The 22,126-nt window shown below is 57.9% G+C and carries 13 protein-coding genes and 6 pseudogenes; 17 read left to right on the top strand and 2 right to left on the bottom strand.

Translation table 11 applies throughout. The annotated features are described in order from the left end of the window. Positions 1-1,091 precede the first annotated feature (1,091 nt). The 6 genes and pseudogenes from NKJ78_RS25260 to NKJ78_RS25235 all read left to right on the top strand — a co-directional run. The gene (locus NKJ78_RS25260; protein ID WP_352562672.1) at positions 1,092-2,252 is read left to right on the top strand and encodes a M24 family metallopeptidase; all 1,161 of its coding nucleotides are present in this window, start codon (positions 1,092-1,094) and stop codon (positions 2,250-2,252) included. 56 nt (positions 2,253-2,308) lie between these two features. After that, positions 2,309-3,115, top strand: coding sequence for an aspartate/glutamate racemase family protein (locus NKJ78_RS25255; RefSeq protein WP_352562671.1), 807 nt, complete (start codon positions 2,309-2,311; stop codon positions 3,113-3,115). A gap of 182 nt (positions 3,116-3,297) precedes the next feature. Further along, positions 3,298-4,404, top strand: coding sequence for an ABC transporter substrate-binding protein (locus NKJ78_RS25250; RefSeq protein ID WP_352562670.1), 1,107 nt, complete (start codon positions 3,298-3,300; stop codon positions 4,402-4,404). A gap of 182 nt (positions 4,405-4,586) precedes the next feature. Continuing rightward, a complete protein-coding gene (locus NKJ78_RS25245; protein WP_352562669.1) occupies positions 4,587-6,407 on the top strand; it encodes an ABC transporter permease subunit in 1,821 nt (606 codons plus the stop codon). 43 nt (positions 6,408-6,450) lie between these two features. Continuing rightward, a complete protein-coding gene (locus tag NKJ78_RS25240) occupies positions 6,451-7,551 on the top strand; it encodes an ABC transporter ATP-binding protein (protein ID WP_502901630.1) in 1,101 nt (366 codons plus the stop codon). Between the two features lie 218 nt (positions 7,552-7,769). Continuing rightward, positions 7,770-7,973 (top strand): annotated as a pseudogene (locus NKJ78_RS25235) (hypothetical protein); the annotation flags it as partial. Between the two features lie 602 nt (positions 7,974-8,575). Here NKJ78_RS25235 and NKJ78_RS25230 read toward each other — a convergent pair. Further along, positions 8,576-9,004 (bottom strand): annotated as a pseudogene (locus NKJ78_RS25230) (transposase); the annotation flags it as partial. On the opposite strand from NKJ78_RS25230, the pseudogene NKJ78_RS30830 reads away from it, so the two are divergent. The 11 genes and pseudogenes from NKJ78_RS30830 to NKJ78_RS25180 all read left to right on the top strand — a co-directional run. Then, positions 8,970-9,254, top strand: a pseudogene (locus NKJ78_RS30830) (helix-turn-helix domain-containing protein); the annotation flags it as partial. The pseudogenes NKJ78_RS25230 and NKJ78_RS30830 sit on opposite strands and share 35 nt — an antisense overlap. A 17-nt stretch (positions 9,255-9,271) precedes the next feature. Next, on the top strand, positions 9,272-10,114 hold the full coding sequence (locus NKJ78_RS25225) for a DDE-type integrase/transposase/recombinase (protein WP_502901632.1): 843 nt from the start codon (positions 9,272-9,274) through the stop codon (positions 10,112-10,114). A gap of 491 nt (positions 10,115-10,605) precedes the next feature. Continuing rightward, positions 10,606-11,346 (top strand): methyltransferase domain-containing protein, encoded by a 741-nt coding sequence (locus NKJ78_RS25220; protein ID WP_352562668.1) that lies wholly within the window; start codon positions 10,606-10,608, stop codon positions 11,344-11,346. Positions 11,347-12,497: 1,151 nt separating this feature from the next. Continuing rightward, positions 12,498-12,890 (top strand): transposase, encoded by a 393-nt coding sequence (locus NKJ78_RS25215; protein ID WP_352562667.1) that lies wholly within the window; start codon positions 12,498-12,500, stop codon positions 12,888-12,890. Then, entirely contained in the window at positions 12,874-13,431 is a 558-nt protein-coding gene (locus tag NKJ78_RS25210; protein WP_352562666.1) for an IS630 family transposase, read from the top strand. The genes NKJ78_RS25215 and NKJ78_RS25210 overlap by 17 nt, the downstream gene beginning before the upstream one ends. Before the next feature lie 43 nt (positions 13,432-13,474). Then, positions 13,475-13,615: pseudogene (locus NKJ78_RS25205) on the top strand (transposase); the annotation flags it as partial. A gap of 252 nt (positions 13,616-13,867) precedes the next feature. Then, a pseudogene (locus tag NKJ78_RS25200) lies at positions 13,868-15,454 on the top strand (ABC transporter substrate-binding protein). A 109-nt stretch (positions 15,455-15,563) separates the two neighbouring features. After that, the gene (locus tag NKJ78_RS25195; RefSeq protein WP_352562665.1) at positions 15,564-17,486 is read left to right on the top strand and encodes a S9 family peptidase; all 1,923 of its coding nucleotides are present in this window, start codon (positions 15,564-15,566) and stop codon (positions 17,484-17,486) included. Continuing rightward, positions 17,486-18,448: an ABC transporter permease gene (locus NKJ78_RS25190; protein ID WP_352562664.1), complete on the top strand. Its 963-nt coding sequence runs from the start codon at positions 17,486-17,488 to the stop codon at positions 18,446-18,448. The genes NKJ78_RS25195 and NKJ78_RS25190 overlap by 1 nt, the downstream gene beginning before the upstream one ends. After that, positions 18,445-19,302, top strand: coding sequence for an ABC transporter permease (locus NKJ78_RS25185; protein ID WP_352562663.1), 858 nt, complete (start codon positions 18,445-18,447; stop codon positions 19,300-19,302). The genes NKJ78_RS25190 and NKJ78_RS25185 overlap by 4 nt, the downstream gene beginning before the upstream one ends. Further along, entirely contained in the window at positions 19,299-21,131 is a 1,833-nt protein-coding gene (locus tag NKJ78_RS25180) for a dipeptide ABC transporter ATP-binding protein (protein WP_352562662.1), read from the top strand. The genes NKJ78_RS25185 and NKJ78_RS25180 overlap by 4 nt, the downstream gene beginning before the upstream one ends. A 63-nt stretch (positions 21,132-21,194) precedes the next feature. On the opposite strand, the pseudogene NKJ78_RS25175 reads toward NKJ78_RS25180, so the two are convergent. Next, a pseudogene (locus tag NKJ78_RS25175) lies at positions 21,195-21,827 on the bottom strand (transposase); the annotation flags it as partial. Positions 21,828-22,126: the final 299 nt, after the last annotated feature.

Here is a 22,126-nt window from a genome sequence, read left to right as displayed (position 1 = left end):
GGCGCTCGCCGAAGCGCTGGCCGCTTACGCGCTGGGCCCACAATTTTCAAGTACACCGCCTAGGGCGCAGGCGGCTAGGAATTCGTCGACATCGCATTGGCGGCACGTCACGCCCAGCAGCAGATTAGGATGATCTTGATCATCAAGGCTTATCACGGTCAACACTAGGTTGGCGCTGAAGACCGGCGGTTCCTGTCGGAGGACGCAGTCGGCAAAATTCAACTAGGTCCCCCCTTCAACGATCTCAATGCGATGGAGCATGCGCGTCGTGACGTCGCTGCGGTGGTCCTAATAGAAACCATTCCGCGGCCTCCGGGGTCCGATGCGCATGAAGGCGTCCGCCTCGGTCAACAAGGCCGCATCGCAGAGCTGAGATGTGGGCCTGCATGCATTACGGCGTGGTGCCTAACAACTGGTGACCGGAAAGGGCATTTGGTGGTATGGATCCGTTCGCCTTGCTTGTGCCAGCGAGAAGTGGCGGCTGGCTAAAGAAGCACGGCTTGGGCCACATCTCCACCATCGGTGCTGCGGAACTCGGCTGCTGTACTGGAGATGGTCCAACGCCGTGAGGTGAGCAATATGGTCGGCTTCATAGCCGACAACCTTCGTGCCCGTCTCGAGGGACGATGGCGCGGCACCGAAGAACTGCTCCGCTGCGTTGAGATCACCACATCGACTTATTGAGCGGCGAAGTCATGGGTGGGCCGCAGGGTGAACTGATGGAACCGCAAAATAGGCCACTCGTCGGCAAGCCGGCACGTTCGCCGACGTGCAGGGCCCAGGCTAGCATGATGCCGAATGTTGACGCGGTGCCCTCCTTACGCCAATGCCGAGAGGTGTCCTAACTGGACGGTGGAGGAGAATGGCTTCGGCGTTGCCACAAGAAGATTGAGTTGGAAGGGACAGCCCTCCCGAGTCCATCTCGCTTACAGATGGCGACGATACAAAAACTGCATTTGACAGCACGCCGCCGGCCTTCGAATGTTCGATCCCATGTGCAGCGAACGTTGGCAAGCGGTGTGCCGTTGTAACAGTCGCGGAAGGCTTGCTGTGGGCGGTAGCCTAGGCAGGCTTATGAGAGGTAGTTCTGTATGGCAGTGAAGGGCCCACAGGTTTTCCCCCGCTCAGAATACATGCGCAGGCTCACTGCGGTTAAAACGAAGATGACTGAGCGCAATATCACTGCGGTTATGATCACTGAGAGCCCTCATATCACCTACCTGACGGGCGCGATCGCTCCATGTGACTTGCGCGGCCTTATTGTCCTGCTATCGCAAGAAGAGCCCGTTTTCATTCTGCGTTGGCTGGACGTCGCTGTCGCAGTTCAAGAGGCTTACCTAGATCGCGACAACATAATCAGCTACTCTGAGGAGTTTGTGGGGAATCCCAACATTAACGGGTACGACGCCGTTATTGACTTTTTGCTGGAGCTGGGCCTTGGCAAGGCAGCAATCGGCTTGGAGTTATGCAACTTAACGGTCAATTCTGTTGAAAAGTTCAAAACTCGCCTCCCACATAGTCGAATCAAGGACTTTTCACATGAAGTGGAGCGAATCCGTACGCTCAAGTCGAACCTAGAAATTGAAGTCATGCGCCAGGCGGCAGCTATATCCGACGCCGCGGTTCTTCGTGCCTCAGAGGTGATGCGTCCTGACGTCAGGGAGGCTGATGCCATTGCAGAGATCGTGGGAGCCCTTGCTCGCGGAGCAAATGGCTATGTCGGAACGGGAATAGCAGCAGTCTACCTGGCTGCAACCTCGCGCGTCGGAAACCCGCACACCACTTGGAGCGAAGACTCTTTTCAAAGGCGATCGCAGATAAATCTTGAGGTCGCCGGGGTCCGGCACGGCTATCACGCTCCCATCTGCCGCACATATTCTCTTGGCAAGCCATCCGATCGCTTGCGGCGTATGCATGAGGCTCAGCTCGCAGGCTTGGAGGCTGGGCTGAACGCTATTCGAGGTGGAGCCATTAGCGGCGAAGTAGCAAAGGTCATCCACAGTGCCACGGAAAAACTCGGGTTCGAAAAACGTTCGCGCGCCGGGTACGCGATCGGTATCGACTGGATGGAGTCGACCAGCCTCAAACTGGGCGACAGTACAATCTTGCAGCCTAACATGACATTCCACCTGCATCTCGGCTCATGGGTCGAGGAGGATTTTGGCTGCGTAGTCAGCGAGAGCATCCGGGTTACCGAGACCGGAGTGGAGGTACTAACGAAGGCGCCTCGGAAGCTTTTTGTGATTGGCTGACCTCAGGTTCTGCGCGAGAATTGTTCCCGCGACGGTCTTTACAATTGGGTGAATGAATGGGTTCTCAAATCGTTGGTGCTCTGGGCATTCTGGAATTGCAACAGGGTGCAACACCACGCGAGTCTCCCGAGCCCCACCCTGAGAATGTGGAGCTCTACGGTGGGGTTCCTCTTATTTCGGAAGTAGTCGCTGGAGCCTGGGCGGAGGACGTGATACGGGGCAATCCAGGCATCGAGGGAGCCTGTATTGTCGCTGCCCGACGCTTGGTGAACCGAGGCGCCGCAGCAATTACCTCAGACTGCGGTTTTTTTGTTCGCCATCAGAATGCGGTGGCTGCTTCAGTTCGCGTTCCGGTCGTGATGTCTAGTCTACTACTAGCCCCAATGCTGCTTCGACAACTGCCACGTGACGCCAAGCTGGCTGTCCTGACCGCCGATGCGAGACATTGCTCGGTAGAGTTACTTGGGCTCAACCCTCAAAATGACAGGGCGCGCGTGGTCATTGGGGGTATTGAAGGCAGCAAGGTGTTGGATGAGTTGAACCGGCCATACATGCCGAAAAGCCAGATCACAGACACACCACAACTAACGAACGCAGCGGCACTTGAAAAAGAAGTCATTGCTTCCTTGGACCGCCTCCGCGCCGAACATCCTCAAGTCAGCGCAGTACTCCTGGAATGTACGGCGTTCTCCTTGGTCGCACCGTCTATCCGCAGTTTCGCCAAGCTACCCGTTTACGACATTGGCGATCTATGCCGCATGACTTTATCAACTGCGTACAGGGGAATTGGTGGAGGCGAAGGTCGGGCCTTAACTTCACTCCTACCAACGCAGTTTCCGGTGGAGTTTGGGCTAGAACAGTAGCGTTCGGTTGCGCGACGTCGAGGGAGTTCGGATTAAGATTTCCCATGTTTGGGATGCCGGACAGAACTTCGGCGAGAAACGCCTCAAATTGGCTGAGAACTCTTTTGAACTTCATAGTACATCAAAAAAAATATCAGTTCCAGCCAGTCCTGGCCATAGGAACCAAGCAAGGGAACAGTACAATGAGCCTTATTCTGAATCGTCGTCGTCTTATTCAGGTGAGTTCGTCCGCTCTTATCTTGGGCGCTTTGAATTCCACGAGTGGCCCAGCTTCGGCTCAATCCTCTAAGGAGTTGCGCGTGACGCTCTATGGCGGAGATACGGGAAAGGCGAACATCGAGGCTTATGTGAAGCCATTTCAAACCTCGACCGGTATCAATGTGTCTCCTATTACTGACGATGCTACGTTGTCGCAAATAGAATTGATGGTGACCACAAAAAACGTTACTGTAGACGTTTGCGGTCTAGATGCGGTAAGCGCCCACATCGCGGCCAGCAAGGGCTACCTAGAGGAGATCGATTACTCCATTTACAAAAAAGAAAATATAGATGGCCTGGTAGAGATTTGCAGGAAGCCTTTCGGAGTCAGCGGATTATTCTATTCTGTGTTGACCTTTTACAACACCGAAAAATTCAAGGCTGGCGGACCTCAGCCGACCTCGTGGGCCGATTTGTGGGATGTCGCCAAATTTCCTGGGATACGGACCCTTGAGTCCGGAGCATGGGGAACCGAAGGTCCTTGGGAAGAAGCTCTGTTGGCCGACGGTGTGGCTCCGGATGCGCTTTACCCGATGGATGTTGACCGCGTTTTTGCAAGTTTGGACAAAATCAAGCCGCATGTTCGTAAATGGTGGGAATCTGGGTCGGAAAATCAGCAGATGATTCGCGACCAAGCTGCTGAACTGGGAAGTTGCTATGATGGGCGCGCACAGGTGTTAATTGATGAAGGAGTCCCTATCGCAATTAACCGGAATCGAGCCAAATTGTTCTGTGACTACTGGGTGATCCCCAAAGGTAGCCCCAATGTGCAGAACGCACAGAAGTTCATAGAATTTGCCACTCGCGCAGACCGTCAGGCAGAATTCGGCAAGCTCGTGGCCTTCGGCCCAACCAACCTTGAGGCTTACAAGATGATGCCGCAGGAGGTAGGTGCAAAACTTACGAGCTATCCTGACTACATGGCCAATTCTATTCCGGTAAATATTGAGTGGTATACCCAGGTTGGATCCGACGGTCTAACGAACAACGAGCGCCTGATGCAGCGCTGGAACGAATGGATCCTTCGCTGAAATTCAGCTAGTATTTCCGTCAGAGACGAAGAGCCGGCATGGCGGCTCGCTGCCGCCACAAAGTTCTTAAAGGATCATTGGTCTGTATCGGCACAACGCGCAAATAGGTGCACACTGAGTGGTCATGCGCTTCGGGACAACAGTTATTCCGACCATGCCCACGACGGGAGGCGGTTTGCTTCATGGTTAAGCTGCGCCAGGCTCATGATACAAAAAAGGGAAAGCGGCTTGAGATGTTTCGGAAACTGGGGCGAATGCCCATCGTTCTCACCTTCCCGGTTTTCGCGATCCTGATCATCGCCTTCGGCATACCGATCACTCAGCTTTTCCTAAGCAGTTTCAACGCGCCGGCATTCTCGGTTGTCAACTATCAAGCTTTTTTTGGGCAGTCGGCAAACGTGCGCGTACTCTACCAAACCGTCGAGATCAGCGTCGTGGCCACGGCGATCTGCCTCGTTATTGGGTATCCTACGGCCTATCTGATCGTGGCTGCGCCAAAGTACCTGCGCGTTGCGCTCATAGTGCTTGTCGTCATTCCATATCTGACCAGTGGCTTGGTCCGCACTTATGCGTGGATCGTGATCCTAGGCGATCGAGGCCTGATCAACAACGTGCTGCTCAACGTCGGGTTCATCTCGAGCCCGCTGCCGCTCATCTACACCCGCATGGCGGTCTATATTGGCATGGTGCACATAATGCTGCCGACCATGATCCTGCCTCTCGTCAGCGTTATGTTCAGCATCGACAAGTCACCAATGGCGGCCGCCCGTAGCATGGGGGCACCGCCTTTTGTCTCCTTCTGGCGGGTTTTCTTCCCACTTAGCCGGCCAGGCGTGCGCAGCGGCTCGCTCTTGGTGTTCATTATTTGCCTCGGCTTCTATATCACTCCGGCCGCCCTCGGCGGTTTGGGAGACGCCATGCTATCGACGTTCATCGCGGCCCAGGTCAAAACATCCTTTAATATAGAGCGCCTCGCTGCATCTGCCTTTATCCTTTTGACGGTTGCTGCTGGCCTTTTGTCTATGCTGGGACTTGATCTTTCCGGAAAGCAGGCTCACGCGGCACAAGTCCCGCGTAAGCCATGGCTGTGTCGGCTGCGTTTGTACGGCGTGCTGAAACTTTATCTCGCCGAGCTTCTCGCTTCTCGGCGGGCTAAGCTCTGGACGACACAACTCTATAAAGCCAGCAGTGATCATCGGTGGTCCAAAGCGTTCGGAGCTATGTTCCTTTTGCTGGTCATGCTTTACTTATTGTTTCCAGAGCTCCTTGTTGTCATGATGTCGTTCAGCGCCGGGAAGTTTCTCGCGTTCCCCACCTCAGGCCTTTCGCTGCAGTGGTACCGCGCATTTTTCAACGACCCGTCCTGGTACGATGCCGCCTGGAATACAATTCAGATCGGCGTTGTCGTCGCCATCCTGTCGACGATCGTCGGTACGCTCGCGGCGTACGGGCTTGACCGCACCCATCCGCAGCTGCGCAGCCTTCTAACCTTCCTGATACTCGCGCCGATCACCTTCCCGGTTATTGTCGTAGGCATTGCGGCTTATCTCGGGATGGCAAATCTCGGGCTGATTGGTACGAAGACTGGTATAGTTCTCGCACACAGCATCGGTGCTATCAGCTACGTGGTCGTTATTGTCTTGGCGACGTTAGCCAATTTCGACAGACGTTTGGAACAGGCTGCCATGAGCATGGGGGCTGGACCATTACGAACCTTCATGCGTGTGACTCTCCCCTTGATTAGACCGGCCATTATTGGTGGCGCGGTGTTCGCGTTCCTCGCCTCCTTCGACGAAGTGGTGATTACATCGTTGGTAGCGGGATTTTCTGTCCGAACACTGCCGCTGAAGATGTGGGAAGATGTTCGCCATCAAATCGATCCGACGATTGCGGCGGTGGCATCGCTGCTCATTCTTATTCCCGTCCTCTGCCTAGTCGCGCTGTATGCCGCCGGATGGCGATCGTTGATACACCGAGCGCCTGCGGCACCCCTTGGCAACTGAGCTCCCGGGCAGTCTTGAACCTGGCAGTCATTTTGGAGCATCCATGACCCTAAACGTCAGAAATACGGCCCCGCGTGAAGTGGGCCATATTGAGGACCCAAGCCACATTCCAGCTCACATTGAATTTCGTGGCGTTACCAAGATGTACGGTGCGGTCGCCGCGGTCAGAGATTTGTCGCTGACCGTGCGTCGCGGTGAGTTCCTAACCATTCTAGGCCCCAGTGGCTCGGGTAAGACCACAGCGCTGATGCTGCTCGCTGGGTTCACGGCGCCCAGTCATGGCGAAATCCTGATTGCTGGTACTTCGGTAGCAGCTGTTCCTTCCTACCGCCGTGACCAAGGCATTGTTTTCCAAAGCTATGCGCTCTTCCCCCACCTCACCGTTGGGCAGAACCTTGAGTTCCCACTTGAAATGCGCGGCATGAGGGCTGCCGACAGATCAGTGCGGGTGAGCCGTATGCTTGATCGTGTACACCTTAAGGACTTTATTGGCCGCATCCCTTCCCAACTGAGCGGCGGTCAACAGCAGCGCGTGGCGCTTGCCCGCGCGCTGATCGCCGAGCCGCCATTCCTGCTGCTCGATGAGCCGCTCGGCGCACTAGACCGCAATCTTCGAGAGCAGATGCAGAGCGAGATTAAGAACCTGCACGCAGAGTTTGGCGTCACCACTATCTGCGTTACTCATGACCAGGAGGAGGCGCTCACGCTGTCCGACCGAATCATTGTGATGCGTGGCGGTCGGATAGTGCAGACCGACACGCCAGAGGCCCTCTACGACCGGCCAGAAACGTCGTTCGTGGCAAGCTTCCTAGGAGAAGCCAATATACTCGAAAATCCGAACTTCAAGGTCGAATCAATCCACCAGCCGCAGTCTGGCACGGTGGCTATGATACGGCCGGAGCGCATCTGCGTCGCCGATCGCGCGTCCCCGAAGCGCGCCGATGCGGATCAGCGGCAGTTCGTCACAGGCACCGTCGATGCCATGATCTACGCTGGGCCAATGCGGAAATACCACGTCCGCATCGGGAGCAACATGCTTGTCGTGCGTGAACATGTCGCCGCAGGGCAGCAGGTATTCCGACCGGGCGACGATGTGCGGCTCGACTGGCTCCGGTCTGATATTCGCTTAGTGACGTCTGAGTAAAACAGCTAAGGATGCAGATCTCTTTTTGTCAGATCGATCGAAAGCTCCTGCTATGAAATCTGTGATTCAAGCGGAGTTCGACACTGAGCGAAACACCCCGCCTGAGATTGATCTGGACAAGCGGTGAGGAGCCAGAACATCTCGTGGTCCCAAGAGGCGACACTACCAAGCTCTGGCCTAAGATTCGAAAGCATCAATAAAGGTGAGGGCCGCGTCCTCTTGTCATTGGAGGAATACATCGCAACGAACTGGTAGGGCCAGTTGTCGCACGGCGACTTGTTAACTGGCTGCTTGAGACGCAAACTGGTGGAAGGGTGATCATAGGACCTGAGATCAATCCGCAGGCCGTGCAATCCCGCACCAGCAACAACCCGATCGATGGCCAGAATCTTTGTATTTGCAGCCCGCGGACGGCTCGGTAAGCGAAGAGCGCGCATGCCGTTTCGCGCCTGGTGTGCTGGATGAAGTAGAGAAGGCGACCTCATAGGCGTCCTGCATCGGACGGGTTCGCTGTCGGCGGAGTCACCGGTATTTCCGCGCAAACCACGTCCATTGTCTGCGGCATTCGCTCCGCAGGGCTTGTCCAAGTCAACGAACGGCGTCTCGTACCTTCCGCGATCCGATGGACTTCCAATGTACCTCGATTTCAAGCCGTTAGGCTTGCTGCATGTCAAGCGGGTCGTCGTCGCGATGGCAATTGCGAAGCGCAGACGACGGCCTTCACGAACTGCGCTGATGTGTGAACGGCCCGACCTCTCCGAGGGGGTGCGGGGGGATCTGGCCCAGTGCCTTGCACGGACGGCCTCAGCGTGGAAAGGGCTTACTCAGATTGATGACAGGTCGGTAGGGTGCAGGCATGTATTCGCCATTGAGTGCAGGCCTGTTCATGCCCATGGCCCTGATGAAGTCCGCGGACCGTACCCCAGACAAGTCGCGCTTTTTTGAGCGGCAGCCACCGAGCGGGTTTGTCCGATCCCGGTTCGTCCGTTCACCATCACACCATCAGCACCTCACCAATATGTGCTTATCCCTTGCAACTAAGTCTCGCTGCTGACGAGGTTGCGAAGGGCTTGCGCGAGTTCATCAGGGCCCAGACGCCCGTGCCATCTTTTTCGCAAGAGCAATGGCGATGCATATAAGGGCTTCTTCCTCAGAAGCTCGGCAGCCCAGCTGCTACGCGCTGCTTTGCCCTTGCGACTGAATCTCAGGACGGTATGGGCATCTGAGGACGGTATGTGCGCCAACACAAATGGTCGACAGATATTTGGATCGCCCTGCTTGCTGATCCGGCCGACCCTATCCTTTCCTCCGGCCGAGTTCTGTCGCGGCACGGAAAAAGCCAAAGCGAGTTACCGGCCGGATTTGAACAGGGAGGCGTCTGTCGCGGTTGCAACATCGCCCTGGCGGTGATTGGACCGATGCCGGAGATCGTTTCCAGTATACCTGTGAGCTTCGGGAGGTTGTCCATGACCGGACCGGGGAGACTGGAGTTACCAAGATTCAGCACTCACCGGAGGTTCCGAATGAACATCCACAAGAATGCCCGTCTCACGCCGCTGCGTCGAGAGAGATGGCGCTGTCGGTTGATAGAAGGGGCTTTTTCCCAAGCCCATGCGGCCCGCGTTTACGGCGTGTCGGCCAAGATTGTTGCGCGCTGGGTCGAGTGCTATAAGGCCGCAGGGCGGGCAGGCATGATCGACCGTTCCTCGCGTCCGCCCATATGCCACAGACCACCTCTGCGTCGATCGCCGAGCGTATCGTGGCGTTGCGGCGGCAACGCTGGACCGGCAAGCACATCGCTTATGAGGTCGGCGTCTCGCCCTCTACCGTCAGCAGGGTTCTCAAGCGTGCCCGACTGTCGCGGCTGAGCGACATCGCGGAGCCGATCCGACGCTATGAGCGCGAGCATCCCGGCGAGATGATCCATATCGACATCAAGAAGCTCGGTCCCTTCAGCCAGGTCGGCCATCGCATTACCGGCAAGCGCACCGGCAATGCCGACTCGCGCGGCAGCAGTTGGGAGTTCATCCATGTCTGCATCGACGACGCCTCCCGCATCGCCTTCTCGCAGATCCTGCCCGACGAGAAAAAGGAGAGCGCCATCGCTTCCTCAAGGCGGGGGTCGACTACTACGCAAGCCTCGGCGTCGCGATCGCCCGTCATGAGCGACAACGGCTCCTGCTACAGATCGAAGGCCTTCGCCAGGGCCTGCCGTGATCTCGGTCTCAAGCGCGTCAGGACAAGGCCCCAGACGCGCAAGACCAATGGCAAGGCCGTGCGCTTCATCCAAACGGAGCTGCGCGTAGGGCCCATGCCATCGCCTATCAACTTCAGATCACCGCGCCCCCAACTGCCTGTCTGGCTGCACAGATATAATTGGCATCGCCCCCGCGGGAGCCTAAATCTTAAAGTCCAAAACATCTATCAGTTGCCTCTCCCTAACCCTGGACAACCTGTTGAGGCTCCACGCGCCGTCGCCGGCGCAGTTCATCCCAGCGGTGCTAAAAAACTAGGCCTGAATGTGATGATCGAGCTCACGGACATTCCCGTGCGCCGCCCGTAGCTACTCGACCAAGGGAATAAGCGTATGACCCAGCCCATCCAGGCCTAGTGATGGCTCGCTGCGCAGGCTTTAATGCCGATAAGACATGCCGGAAAAGAGCCAAAGAATGTTCATGGAAGCTTCGAAGTCCTGCTTGGTGCCGGATCGTCGAGCGTCGCTAAGCTTGAATCATGACCAAGGTTTAGCCGGAGCCAATAGGCAACCGACTTTAAAACCGGTGTCATAGACGCGATCGCTTTCCGAATGGTTGGAAGTCGACAAAGTTGACGAGAAAGCAACAAGCAATTCAGACGTGCACCCGGACGCATTGAAGTTATACAGCTTTTTGATTTGGCACGCATCTTGATTGGCCTGCGGAAGGAAGGCTTATGTTCGCGACCAACGGGCGGATTTAAAGCCCATGGTTGTATAAGTTACAGCTGTTGGATGGAATACTAGATGTACTCCAATGGCACGAAAGTAAGTTGAAGCTGTAGGTAGGAGAATTGAACATGTCCAACGATACAACGTATGGTGAGATTTACGCTCCGGTCTACGAAGAATACTCCCTTGTGCAAGGCAAAATTGCTGAGGTGGGCGAGACGGTCGCCTTTCTTGAGCGATATTGCCGCGACGGTAGCGCCCTTGAGTTGGGTATCGGCGATGGGCGCGTGGCGGTGCCATTGAGCGAGACCGGAGTCAAGGTTGAAGGCATCGATAACTCATGCAGCATGTTAAAGCTTCTTGCCAAGCGCACCGATCAGATCAAGGCGTGGGAAGGAGATATCTCCGATTTCAGATCCGAGCAAAGCTACAAGTTGGTGTATTGCGTTTATTTCACCTTCACACTGCTTTTCACACGCGAAGCTCAAATAGCCTGCCTCCGGTCTGCCGCGGAGGCATTGGATAACGAGGGAGTTCTAGTGATAGAATTGGGCGTACCAGGCTTGAACCCTCTTGTAGGTGGCCAGCAAACCACAAAAGCGCGTCTGGTGGACGATGAGAATACAATCGTCAATGTGGCAGTCCACGACCCATTAAATCAGAACTTGGTTTCCACCCTTCTCTGGTTTTCTGGTACGTCGGTCAGACGTTTGCCGCAACGTGTTCGTTACGTCTATCACCAAGAACTCGATACTATGGCCCAATGCGCGGGGTTGGAGCTAATGGAGCGATGGGGAGATTGGACGAGAGGTGCGTTTACAGAACGATCCGACCGTCATATATCAGTGTACCGCCGAAGCAGCTCTTAGACGCGGGTGACCATACTAGCTGAGATCAGTCCCGCCACACGCCGGTCGGGTGTTTAAGGGTAGGCCTCCGGCGAAGCCGCCTTGGGCGAGTATTGCGTGGAAGCGAGGCTGCGCGCTTTACGGTGGTCCTTGCGAGTGCAGCTAGCACAGCGTGAGCCATGTAACTTAATTAACTGGGCCGGAGCGTCGTCCCCGTTGCGTGTAGAGGATCAGTGCAGCTACTGGCCGCGGCATTCGCGCCCGTGGCCTGTAGCGGCGGTGGCGAGTTAGTACGATGTCGCGACCAGCGTGCCTATAGGTGGCGCCGCACGGTGACAGCCCGCGAGATGGGCTTTGCCTAAGTCGTCCTGACTAGCTGCAGCTCTGGCGGGCGTCGGCCGGACCGATATGCGTCGCACAATGCAAGGCCTCGCTCTGCAGGTTCCAGTGACGATGGGCCGGGATCCGCATGCGGCGATCTTCATGTCTTCCGCCGCTGCAGCGCCATTCTGATCAAGATTATCCCGCATGATGGGCTCGGGTATGTCGCTGCATACAAAACGGCTGGAGAAGGGCCGGTACGGTTTACGCCAGCGATTGAAGCCGTGAAGCGCGTCAAATCAGACGGGTAGCGCTTGGTCCTTTTTGGCGATCTGGGCCATCCGGCCACGGCTCAGCTTTGTCCACATCTAAAAGCTTGAATCATAACCCAGCCTCAGACGAAACCCCGGCAAGCCGATTTTCAAACCGGCCTCTTAGCTTTCCCCATGATGCTTTCCCGCCAAGCGCCAACAACTAAACTCGTCCCGCCGGGAAATGATGCGGCCACGCCCGGACTGTGCTATTCTGATTGGATGGCAAGCTGGTCGATCCGCCAGTGGTGCGTCGCGCCTGGCCCAGTAATAACAAATTCGTCAGACATTCCACTGATCCAAGGCAATACCTTGGTTTTCGCCTGTTTTTCCCTTCGGGACCCGGCTGCGCTCAAAGGCGCAGCGTTGGACATTGGAGGACACAGACCTTCATCGCCGGCCAGCTGTCATGGGTTCACGTCCCCTTTAGTCATCGACATGCTGATGAACCGGCGCATACTCGAAACCTCGCGATTTAAGGGATTCAGGTTTTCCCCTTGATTTGAGTTCGTGATTCATTGCGGTTGAAAGGAGACCGCGATGGGCAAGCCGCTACCGCTTGAGTTGCGTCGGCGTGTTGTTGCGTATGTCGATGAGGGACATGGTCACCGCGATGCTGCACGCCATTTCCGCGTTTCGCCTCGCTTTGTGAACAATCTGATCAATCTGCGCCGGCAGACCGGTTCGCTTGAAGCCCGCCGGCAGGGCCATGTGGGCGGCGGCAAGCTTGAGCCGCATGCCGAGTTTGTGCGTTTGCGATTGGCCGAGACCGGCGAACTGACGCTGGATGAGCTTTGCGTCGAACTGGAGGAGCGCGGGGTGAGCGTGCACCGCTCCAATGTCGGGCGCCTGCTCCAACGCCTGGGGCTCAGTCATAAAAAAAACTCTACAGGCCAGCGAGCAGCAGAGGGCCGACGTGCGCCAGGCGCGTGAACTATGGATGGGGCGGCGAAAGCGCTTCTTCAACAAGGCTTTGACGCGGTTGATCTTCATCGATGAGACGTCGACCAACACCAAGCTGACCAAACGCACAGGCTGGGCGCCGAAGGGCAAGCGCTTCAGGACCCATGCACCATTCGGCAAATGGCAGACGCAGACCTTTATCGCCGGGTTGCGATGCCACGGTCTTGTCGCGCCATGGATCGTCAACGCGCCGATGAATGCCGCCATCTTCGAACGCTACGTCGAAACTCAGCTCGCTCCCGAACTGTCGCCCGGCGATGTCGTCATTCTCGACAATGTCGGCTTCCACAAGAACGAGCGCGCCGCACAACTGGTTCGCCAAAGGGGCGCTTGGCTCCTGTTCCTGCCGCCATACTCACCCGATCTCAATCCGGTCGAGATGGCCTACTCAAAACTCAAGGCGCGGCTGCGAAAGAAAGCGGCCAGAACCTTCGACGCACTCTGCCACCACCTGTTCGAGCCAGCCGAATGCAGAAACTTCTTCAAGGCTGCCGGATACGAGGCTAATTAATCGCGACACGCTTTTTAGTCGAAACGCAGCTCGCTCCAACGCTGGCAATGTCGTGATCCTCGACAATCTTGCTGCGCATAAGAATTCAGCCGCCGAGGCCGCTATCCGGGCCAGGTGCGCCTGGATGCTCTTTCTGCCGCGCTATGGCCCCGATCTCAACCCTATCGAAATGGCCTTCGCCAAGGCTCCGACATCGCTTATACGGCGCTAGCGAGGATCATGCGCCAAGACGCGCTGTGACCATGCAAGGATGGCCGTAGTGGGCTGCCCGCCGGGATAAAACATGTCGTCTGCGGTCACTGCGTAACGCAATCGCAGCCTTGAACGGACTGGGTCCATCTCCCTTCCAGATGATTTCAATACATAAACTGAATTTGACACCGGCCGAAGCGATAAACAAAAGTTCATTTAAGAAAGAGCAAGAGGCTTCACGATAATGACGACAATGTCCCGCCGATGGTTTCTGGCGTTGAGTTCGGGCGCGGCTTTGGCTTCCACGCCCGGTATCATCAGAGCTGCCAATGGGCAGGAGATCATCGACGAGATTACCTGGGCACTCTCTAGCATCCCGGAAACGCTTTTTGTGCCGCACGCCTGGTCTAGCTCCGCCGGTGTGATCATGTCGCTTGTGCAGGAAGGTCCGCTCTTATTCGGCGATGACCTCGCCCTGGTCCCTGGCCCAGCGGAAAGGTGGGAACTGACTGACCCCACCACCGCAGTCTATCATTTGCGATCAGGGGTTACTTTCTCCGATGGCTCGCCGCTGACTGCGGACGATGTGGTCGCGACTGTCAAGTACCATTTGAGCGCGGATAGCGCATCGCAGGTCGCGTCCTTTTACTCTTCCGTGGTTTCCGCCGAGGCGACCGATCCGGCCACTGTCACCGTCAAACTCAAGTCGCCCAACGTGCAATTCCGGTACTGGGCCGCGCTTATGGCCGGATTTCTATTCAAGAAGGACCAATTGGGGAACGATGATCTCGGAACGCCCGATCTCCTGCCGCTCGGAACTGGTCCTTATAGACTAGTGGAATTCATCCCGGCAGAACGTGTTGTGCTCGAGGCCCGCGATGACTACTGGGGCGGCAAGCCGATTATCAAGAAGATCACGATTGTTGCCATCCCGGAAGAGCAGACGCGACTCCTCGCCATGAAGAACGGCGACATCAACGGTACCTTCGATGTCTCGGTTTCCGACATGGACCAGTGGAAAGCGCTGGGCAATGTAGATGTCATCACGCAGCCATCGCTGGCCGTGTACCTGCTGACCCTCGACCAGTCCGCGCCGCCATTCGACGACATCCACGTTCGCAAGGCGATCTAGTATGCTATCGACCGGGAAGGCTTAGTGAAGGCGTTGCTGAAGGGAAAAGGCGAGCCCGCGACTGCGCTCAATCCGCCGGGGATGTGGGCCGGTATCATGCCGCCGGACGAGGTGCGCGAGTTCTATGACACGCTGCCGACCTACCAATTCGATCTGGAGAAAGCCAAGGGGGAGCTCAAGCAGTCGAAGTATCCAGACGGATTCGAGGTCATTGTCACGAGCTCCAATACAGATCCCTACCATATCAATATCCTTCAAAGCGTGTCTGAGAACCTCAGGCAGATCAGCATCGCTGTAAAGGTGCAGCAGACAGACACCACCCAATGGTTTGCTGATTATTTGCGGCATGAAAAACTCGGCATGCAAATTATGGGATACTCCCCTGACTTCGCTGATGCCTCGAACTATCCAACCCTGTTCTTGGGGAGCGCCAACGCGGCCAAGGACGGCATGAACGCCTCCAACTTCAAAAATTCCGAGGTCGATAAGGCGCTTGCCACCGCGAACGAGAAGTCGGATCCCAAGGAGCGCGGCGAAGCGCTGAAACAGGTATTCAGGATTGCCAACGAGGACGCGGCGGTGGTGCCGATCTTCTGGCCGGATTCGGCCATGGCTATCAGCAACAAATACAAGCTGACCGGCTACAATGCGCTCTACTACAATATTCCTTGGGCCTTACGCGGTTTCGTTCCGAAGTAGCCCGTGAGTCGGCACTAGGGGGTGCCGCGAGAAGTCTCATTCATTCCCGCGTGCTTCTGACCCGTCGCCGCCGGCACTTTCCTATCTCATATGCAGTCAGGTTTCTCCTATGGACAAGCTTAGCGCACACGTCCGCCGACTCGACGATGTTCGCTGTGCGTCTGATATTTCGTGGCACCGTAGTGGCAAGATGCTGGTTACCGCCATTCGGGGCGGCCGTGAAGCTAACGAAAGCAGTAAAAGCCGTATCTGGCGCTTCGGCCTCGACGGCGCTGCGGCGCAACTGACACATGGCCCGAACGGCGACTACGCGCCGCGCTTCTCGCCAGTCGACGATAGGGTTGCCCTGACATCCGACCGCAAGACGCGAAACAAGGCCGACCTGTTCATCCTTGCGGGCAGCACGGTGAACCCATTGGGCGATATTCCCGGCACCATCGAAGACATTCGCTGGACCAGCGACGGCAGCGCCCTGATCGTGCTGGCGGCCGACCCCGGTCTGGATAGCGGCGCGACCAAGGGCGCCATGCGCATCTGGTGGGACGGGACCGAAGATCCGGTCGTTACCAACCCGAGCGACGCACGCCGGCGACTGTTCAGGGTATCGACGTCTGACGGCAAGACCCTTGAGATCGGGCCCCTAGGCGCGACGGTTTGGGAGTTCGACCTCTTTGGTGATAATGGCGCCGTGGTGCTCATCTCCGCCGATGCCAGCGAGCGCGGGTGGTACCGTGCGAAGCTGGCGTTGCTGGACTTCGCAACGCGCGTGGTCGCAGTACTACATGAGCCGCGTTGGCAACTGCAGGGGCCAGTCGTGTCGCCGTCGCGGACCATGGTCGCTTTCCTGGAAGGCTGGTCGAGCGACCGGGGGCTGGTTGCCGGCGAGATGCGCATCTTGGATCTCGCTACCCGCAAGGTCACGTCGGTGGCTGCCGATGAACAGTCCAGCATTACGACACTGTGCTGGCGCACGGATGAGAGTCTGTGGTTCGCGGGCTGGTCGCGTCTTGGTTCCATATATGGCGTGGTCCGATTGGACGGCACATTTGAACACATTGCCCGCGAGGATGCGGTCGTGGGCCCCGACAGCTTACTCGCGACGATTGCGCCCACGCCGGACCATACTGGTTTTGCCGCGATTCGCGAGGCGGTAAGCGGGCCGCCAGAGATCGTGTTTAAAGCCAATCCCAGGTCCGACTGGCTGCCCGTGACATCGCTCAACGCGAAGGTCATGGCGGACTACTCTGACTATCCGGACGTGCGCGAAGTGCATTGGAAAGGTAAGGATGGCCTTGAGCTGGAGGGCCTCCTGCTGCTGCCGAAGAACCGCAAGCCCGGACCTCTGCCCGCCATCGTGGATATCCACGGTGGACCGACCTACTCAGCCAAACATTCGTTCAATCCAGGCTTTGCCCTGCATGCTGCGGCTGCGGGCTATGCCGTCTTCCGAGCTAACTATCGCGGAAGCGCAGGCTGGGGACAACCATATTCGCAGCTCATTCTCGGGGACCCTGGCGGCGCCGAATGGAACGACATCATGTGCGGAGTCGATCACTGCATCGCCGAAGGCATCGCGGATGCGGACCGGCTCGGGGTGACCGGCTCCAGCTATGGCGGCTACATGACCGCTTGGACGGTGGCGCGCACGAACCGTTTCAAGGCGGCGGTGATGGTCGCTGGCATCTCCAACCATTGGAGCTGCCATTATTCCGGCAACCACGATTTCGTCGAGTCCATCGTCGGCGGATCGCTCAAAGACGAGCGCTATCGTAAGCTTGCGATCGACCGCTCGCCGATCGTCCGGCTGGATGGGCCTACGACGCCGACCCTAATCATCCATGGCGAGCTCGACCGCTGCACACCGCTAGGCCAAGGCCAGGAATTCTACAGCGCGCTGTTGGAGCGCGGCGTCCCGGCCGAGCTCGTAGTCTACCCGCGCGAAGGGCACAGCTTCGAGGAAAGTGCGCACAGGCTTGACAAGGCACGGCGCACGCTGGGTTGGTTCGATCGCTATGTGAAGGCTGTGTACTGATGCAGTCAAACGTGGTTCGCCTCATCCTCATCCGGTTAGCTCAGGCCGTCCCCCTGCTGATTGCTGTCTCCGTTATCGTCTTCGGCTTGATCTATCTCGCACCAGGCGACCCAGTGCGGACATTGCTTGGCGCCAAGCCCATGACACCCGGGGCGATCGCCGTCTTGCGCCAGCGCTACAACCTCGACGATCCCTTCATCGTGCAATACCTCAAATGGCTATGGCAGGTGCTGCAGGGGGATCTCGGCCGTTCGATCTCTGGAAATCGTCGCGTCATCAATATTATCGCCGACCGCCTTAGTATTTCGGTGTTCCTGGCGGCCATGAGCGCGGTGATCGTTCTCGGCGCTGGCGTAGGGTTGGGTACCTGGGCCGCGCTACGGCGCGGTCGTTGGATCGACCGGCTGACCGTCACCTTCGGCCTACTCGGTATTTCCTCACCTCCCTTCGTCACTGGCTTGTTCCTACTTTATCTATTCGGCGTCATCCTTGGCTGGTTCCCCACCTTTGGTGCTGGCGATGGATTTTTGGATCGCCTGTGGCACCTCACACTACCTGCTTTTGCTCTGGCCTTTTCGGTGATGGCGATCGTCATGAAGATTACCCGCGCCGCCATCCTCGAGACAATGGCTAAGGATTACGTGACCTTCGCGCGCGCCCGTGGGCTCTCATCGCGACGCGTGTTGCTGCACTACGTCCTGCGCAACGCACTCGTACCGGTGACCACAGCAGCCGGTCTCGTCATCATCAGCCTCGTCGCAGGCTCCGTCTATGTGGAGGTGACCTTCGCGCTCCCTGGTCTCGGCACCCTTGTAGTCGATGCAGTATCGAAGCGCGACATTCCGCTCATTCAGGGCACGACCCTGGTCTTCTCTCTCTTTGTCGTGGTCGCCAATCTTCTCATCGATATACTTTACACTTTCATAGACCCACGCATTCGCTTTGAAGGAATCAAGGCATGACGCTTTCAGAGGCCATCGAAGCCCACCCAGTTCGGCGCATCTCACGCCGCCTTGCACAGATGCCGCTGCTGGTGTTTCTGGCTTTCGTCGTGATAAGCGGAGTGGTGCTGTGCGCAGTACTTGCGCCCTGGATCGCACCCTATGATCCATCACTGCAGCGGCTCGAGGTTGGCGTCTCGCTTCCCGGCTCCCACTTGATTTTCGGCACCGATTCGCTCGGTCGCGACATCCTGTCCCGCACCGTCCACGGGGCTTCGACGGCGCTCGTTGGCCCCATGGTGATCGCTGCCGGCGCCTTCGCGATAGCGACTATTCTCGGCCTGCTCGCGGGCTATCTCGGCGGATGGATTGACATCCTCATCATGCGCTGGGTTGACTTCATGCATGGACTGCCATCCACGCTCATCGTCATTGTCGTGGTCGGAGTCATGGGCGGTGGCTACTGGGTGGCTGCCGCGGTGCTGCTCATCACCTTTGTTCCGTCTGATACACGCATTGTGCGCTCCGCAGTGCTCGAGCAGCGCCCGCGTCCCTATGTCGATGCGGCCCGAACCCTCGGCATTAGCAAACGTCGCATCCTTCTCGTTCACATCCTCCCGAATATCCTGCCGATCATCGTCGCTTATGTTGCGATCGACTTTGCCTTCGCGCTGGTCAATCTCGCTGGTCTTTCCTTCCTGGGCCTGGGGGTCGAGCCCGGCACTGCCGACTGGGGCCGAATGCTGAGCGAGAACCGAAACCTGCTGTTTGGCGGGAATCCGCCAGGCATAATGGCCCCTGCTTCCGCCATGATCCTCACTGCCATCAGCATGAACCTGATCGGCGACTGGCTGTTCGAGGAATTCACCGGATGACGGTATCGGATTCTCAGTACTTCCTCACCGTTCAGAATCTCGCCATCTCCAGTGGCCATCTTATGATCACGATGCCGACCAGCTTTCACGTCGGACGAGGCGAGACTCTCGCCATCGTGGGGGAATCCGGCTCGGGAAAGTCGCTGACAGCCAAGGCCATCGCCGGCTTGCTGCCTCCCGGCGTCACTGCCAAGGGCTCGGTGAAGCTCGAAGGTTGCGAACTCAACGGCCTTTCCGAGCGTGAGTGGCAAAGGCTGCGCGGCCGCCGTGTCTCGATGCTTTTACAAGACCCTTTCACCATGCTGAGCCCCGTGATGCGGGCCGGCCGGCATCTAGATGAGATGCTTAGGGATGATCCCATGTTCCACGATCGCGGGGCACGGCGCGCTGAAGTCGAGCGCCGCCTTGCGGAAGTAGGTATCAATAATCCCGACGTCGCCGATCACTTTCCATTTCAGCTTTCAGGAGGCATGAGCCAACGCATCGCGCTTGCCAGCTCGCTCGCCCGCGACCCCGAAATCCTCATCGCCGACGAACCCTCAACCGCCCTCGACGTCACCACCCAAGCCGAGATCATGCAACTCTTGAAGCGCGCCCAGGCGCTACGCGGCATGAGTCTTATCCTAATCACTCACGACCTGCGTCTCGCCTTTTCCATTTGCGATCGCGTGCTGGTGCTATATGCTGGCTCGGTCGTCGAGATCGGCCGGGCCGGCGATCTCGGCTCCGGCCCGTTCCATCCCTATTCCGCGGGCTTGCTCCTGTCCGAGCCTTCGGCCACCAAGCGGGTCAAGCGCCTCATCGCCATGCCAGGCCGAGTCCCGTTGGCCCATGACGTCGTAGGACAGTGCGCTTTTGCAGATCGCTGCGATTGGGTCGAGGAGCGCTGTCGCGCGGCTCGCCCCGCACTTGAGCAGCGCGCCCCTGGCCGCTTCACCCGGTGTCTACGCCAGCCGGAGATCCAGGGCGAACTCGACGCGCTTCGCGACCCGGCATTGGAAGTCGCCACCAGCATCCTAGTGCGTCCGCCGAACGAGCGCCCGGCGATAAAGGTCAATGCTATTACTAAAGTTTTCCCCGGCCACCCCGCAACGCACGCGCTCAAGGGCGTGAGCCTCTATATCGCCCCCGGCGAAAGCGTCGGCCTCATTGGCGAGTCCGGTTCGGGCAAGAGCACGCTCGGACGCTGCCTGGTTGGTCTCGAATCCCCGACAGCTGGCAAGATCGAGATCGATGGCATCGACGCGCATGATTTCAGGGCCCTGCAGCCCAAGGACCGGGCTTATTTGCGCCGTACGGTGCAGATGGTCTTCCAGGATCCATACTCAACGCTCAATCCGCGCCACTCTGTCGGCAAGACCCTTGCGGAAGCGCTACGCGTCGGGCAGTTCTCAGTTGATATCAATGTCACGATTGCTCGGCTTCTGACAGAAGTAGGCTTGACAGCGGACTACGCGAAAAGGCTGCCTGCGCAACTCTCGGGGGGCGAGCGCCAGCGCATCGCAATCGCCCGCGCTCTCGCCGTCTCGCCGCGTCTGCTCGTGTGTGATGAGCCCGTTTCTGCGCTCGACGTCTCGGTGCAGGCGCAGGTGCTCAATCTCTTCAAGGATTTGAAGGCTGTGCGCGGCCTATCGTTCCTGTTCATCACCCACGACCTCGCGGTCGTGCGACAGATCGCCGACCGTGTCGTCGTTCTTTTTCTCGGCGAAGTAGTGGAGGAAGGCCCAGTCGACCAGGTCCTGTCTGAGCCGCAGCACCCCTATACAAAACGCCTGATCGCCTCAATTCCGGCCTCAACAAGGCAAATCCGCAAGGAAACGTGCCGATAAGGGTGAGCTGCTCCCGGAGCGGCAGAGCTCTAGAGGAATAGAAGCATATCCAGCGTTGGTGGATTAGCTTGTGCGTTCGTTTGGTTTGATGGTGCCGAGATGGCGCCATGTGCCGATTGATCTGTGCGTATCGCATCCAATGCTTGATCTTGGCGCCCGCGTGATCGGGTTGAGATCGGGCGAGTGTATGGCGGCAGGAGCCTTACGCCGGCGGCCGCATGACGGATGGCGCGGATTTATGGCTGCCCAAATTGTCAACGGATCACGATGTCGCCGCCCCGCAGGATCGGGAGCATTGCTGGCGGACATAGGCGTGGAAGCATTCCCGCTGATAGATCGGGTCCGAAGACACACGTGCGGCGAGGTCGTCACAGCGCAACGCGCCCAGGAAGCTCAGTGTTCACAAATGGCCAAGATGGGCGAAGCCGCGCAAGCGCCGTCCCATCAACTCCCCGCCGCGAAGCGGGGCCATGTTGGTCTTGATCCATGTCTCGTTGACGAAGACCAGGCGCGCCGGATCGAGGCAACCCTACCACACTTCCAGCGCTGGCGGCCAAAGCACGGCCCGGCCTTCTCCAGAGCTAACAGCGTTTGTGAAACTCAGGCCCTGGCGCCTCAACAACTCCAGACCGCATTGTGCGAGACCGTCACCCCGCGTGCGACCAGCTCGTCCTTCACCCGATGCAGCGTGCGATGGCACGCGTCATGACCGACAACGGCTCCTGTTATAGATCGAAGGCTTCGCAAACCGCGATCTCGGCCTCACGACAAGCCTTACACGCGCAAGACCAATGGCAAGGCCGAGCGCTCCATCCAGGCGTCACTGCGGGTCGTGTCCCATCAGGTGGTGTAGCTCGGCGGTAGCGAAGCCGCTCACGAGCGCGCCGTTAGTAGCGCTGTAGCGAGCGAGCGGCGTGTGGGTGGTCATCGGCGCTTTCCGGTAGGGTTTGGTTGTTGACGCCAACCCATTTCGGAAGGACCACCGATGACCGAAG

The organism is Mesorhizobium sp. M0037 (assembly GCF_040323635.1).
GTDB lineage: Bacteria > Pseudomonadota > Alphaproteobacteria > Rhizobiales > Rhizobiaceae > Mesorhizobium.
Note: the sequence above shows the minus strand (reverse complement) of the source record. Positions and strands in the feature narration are given on the sequence as shown.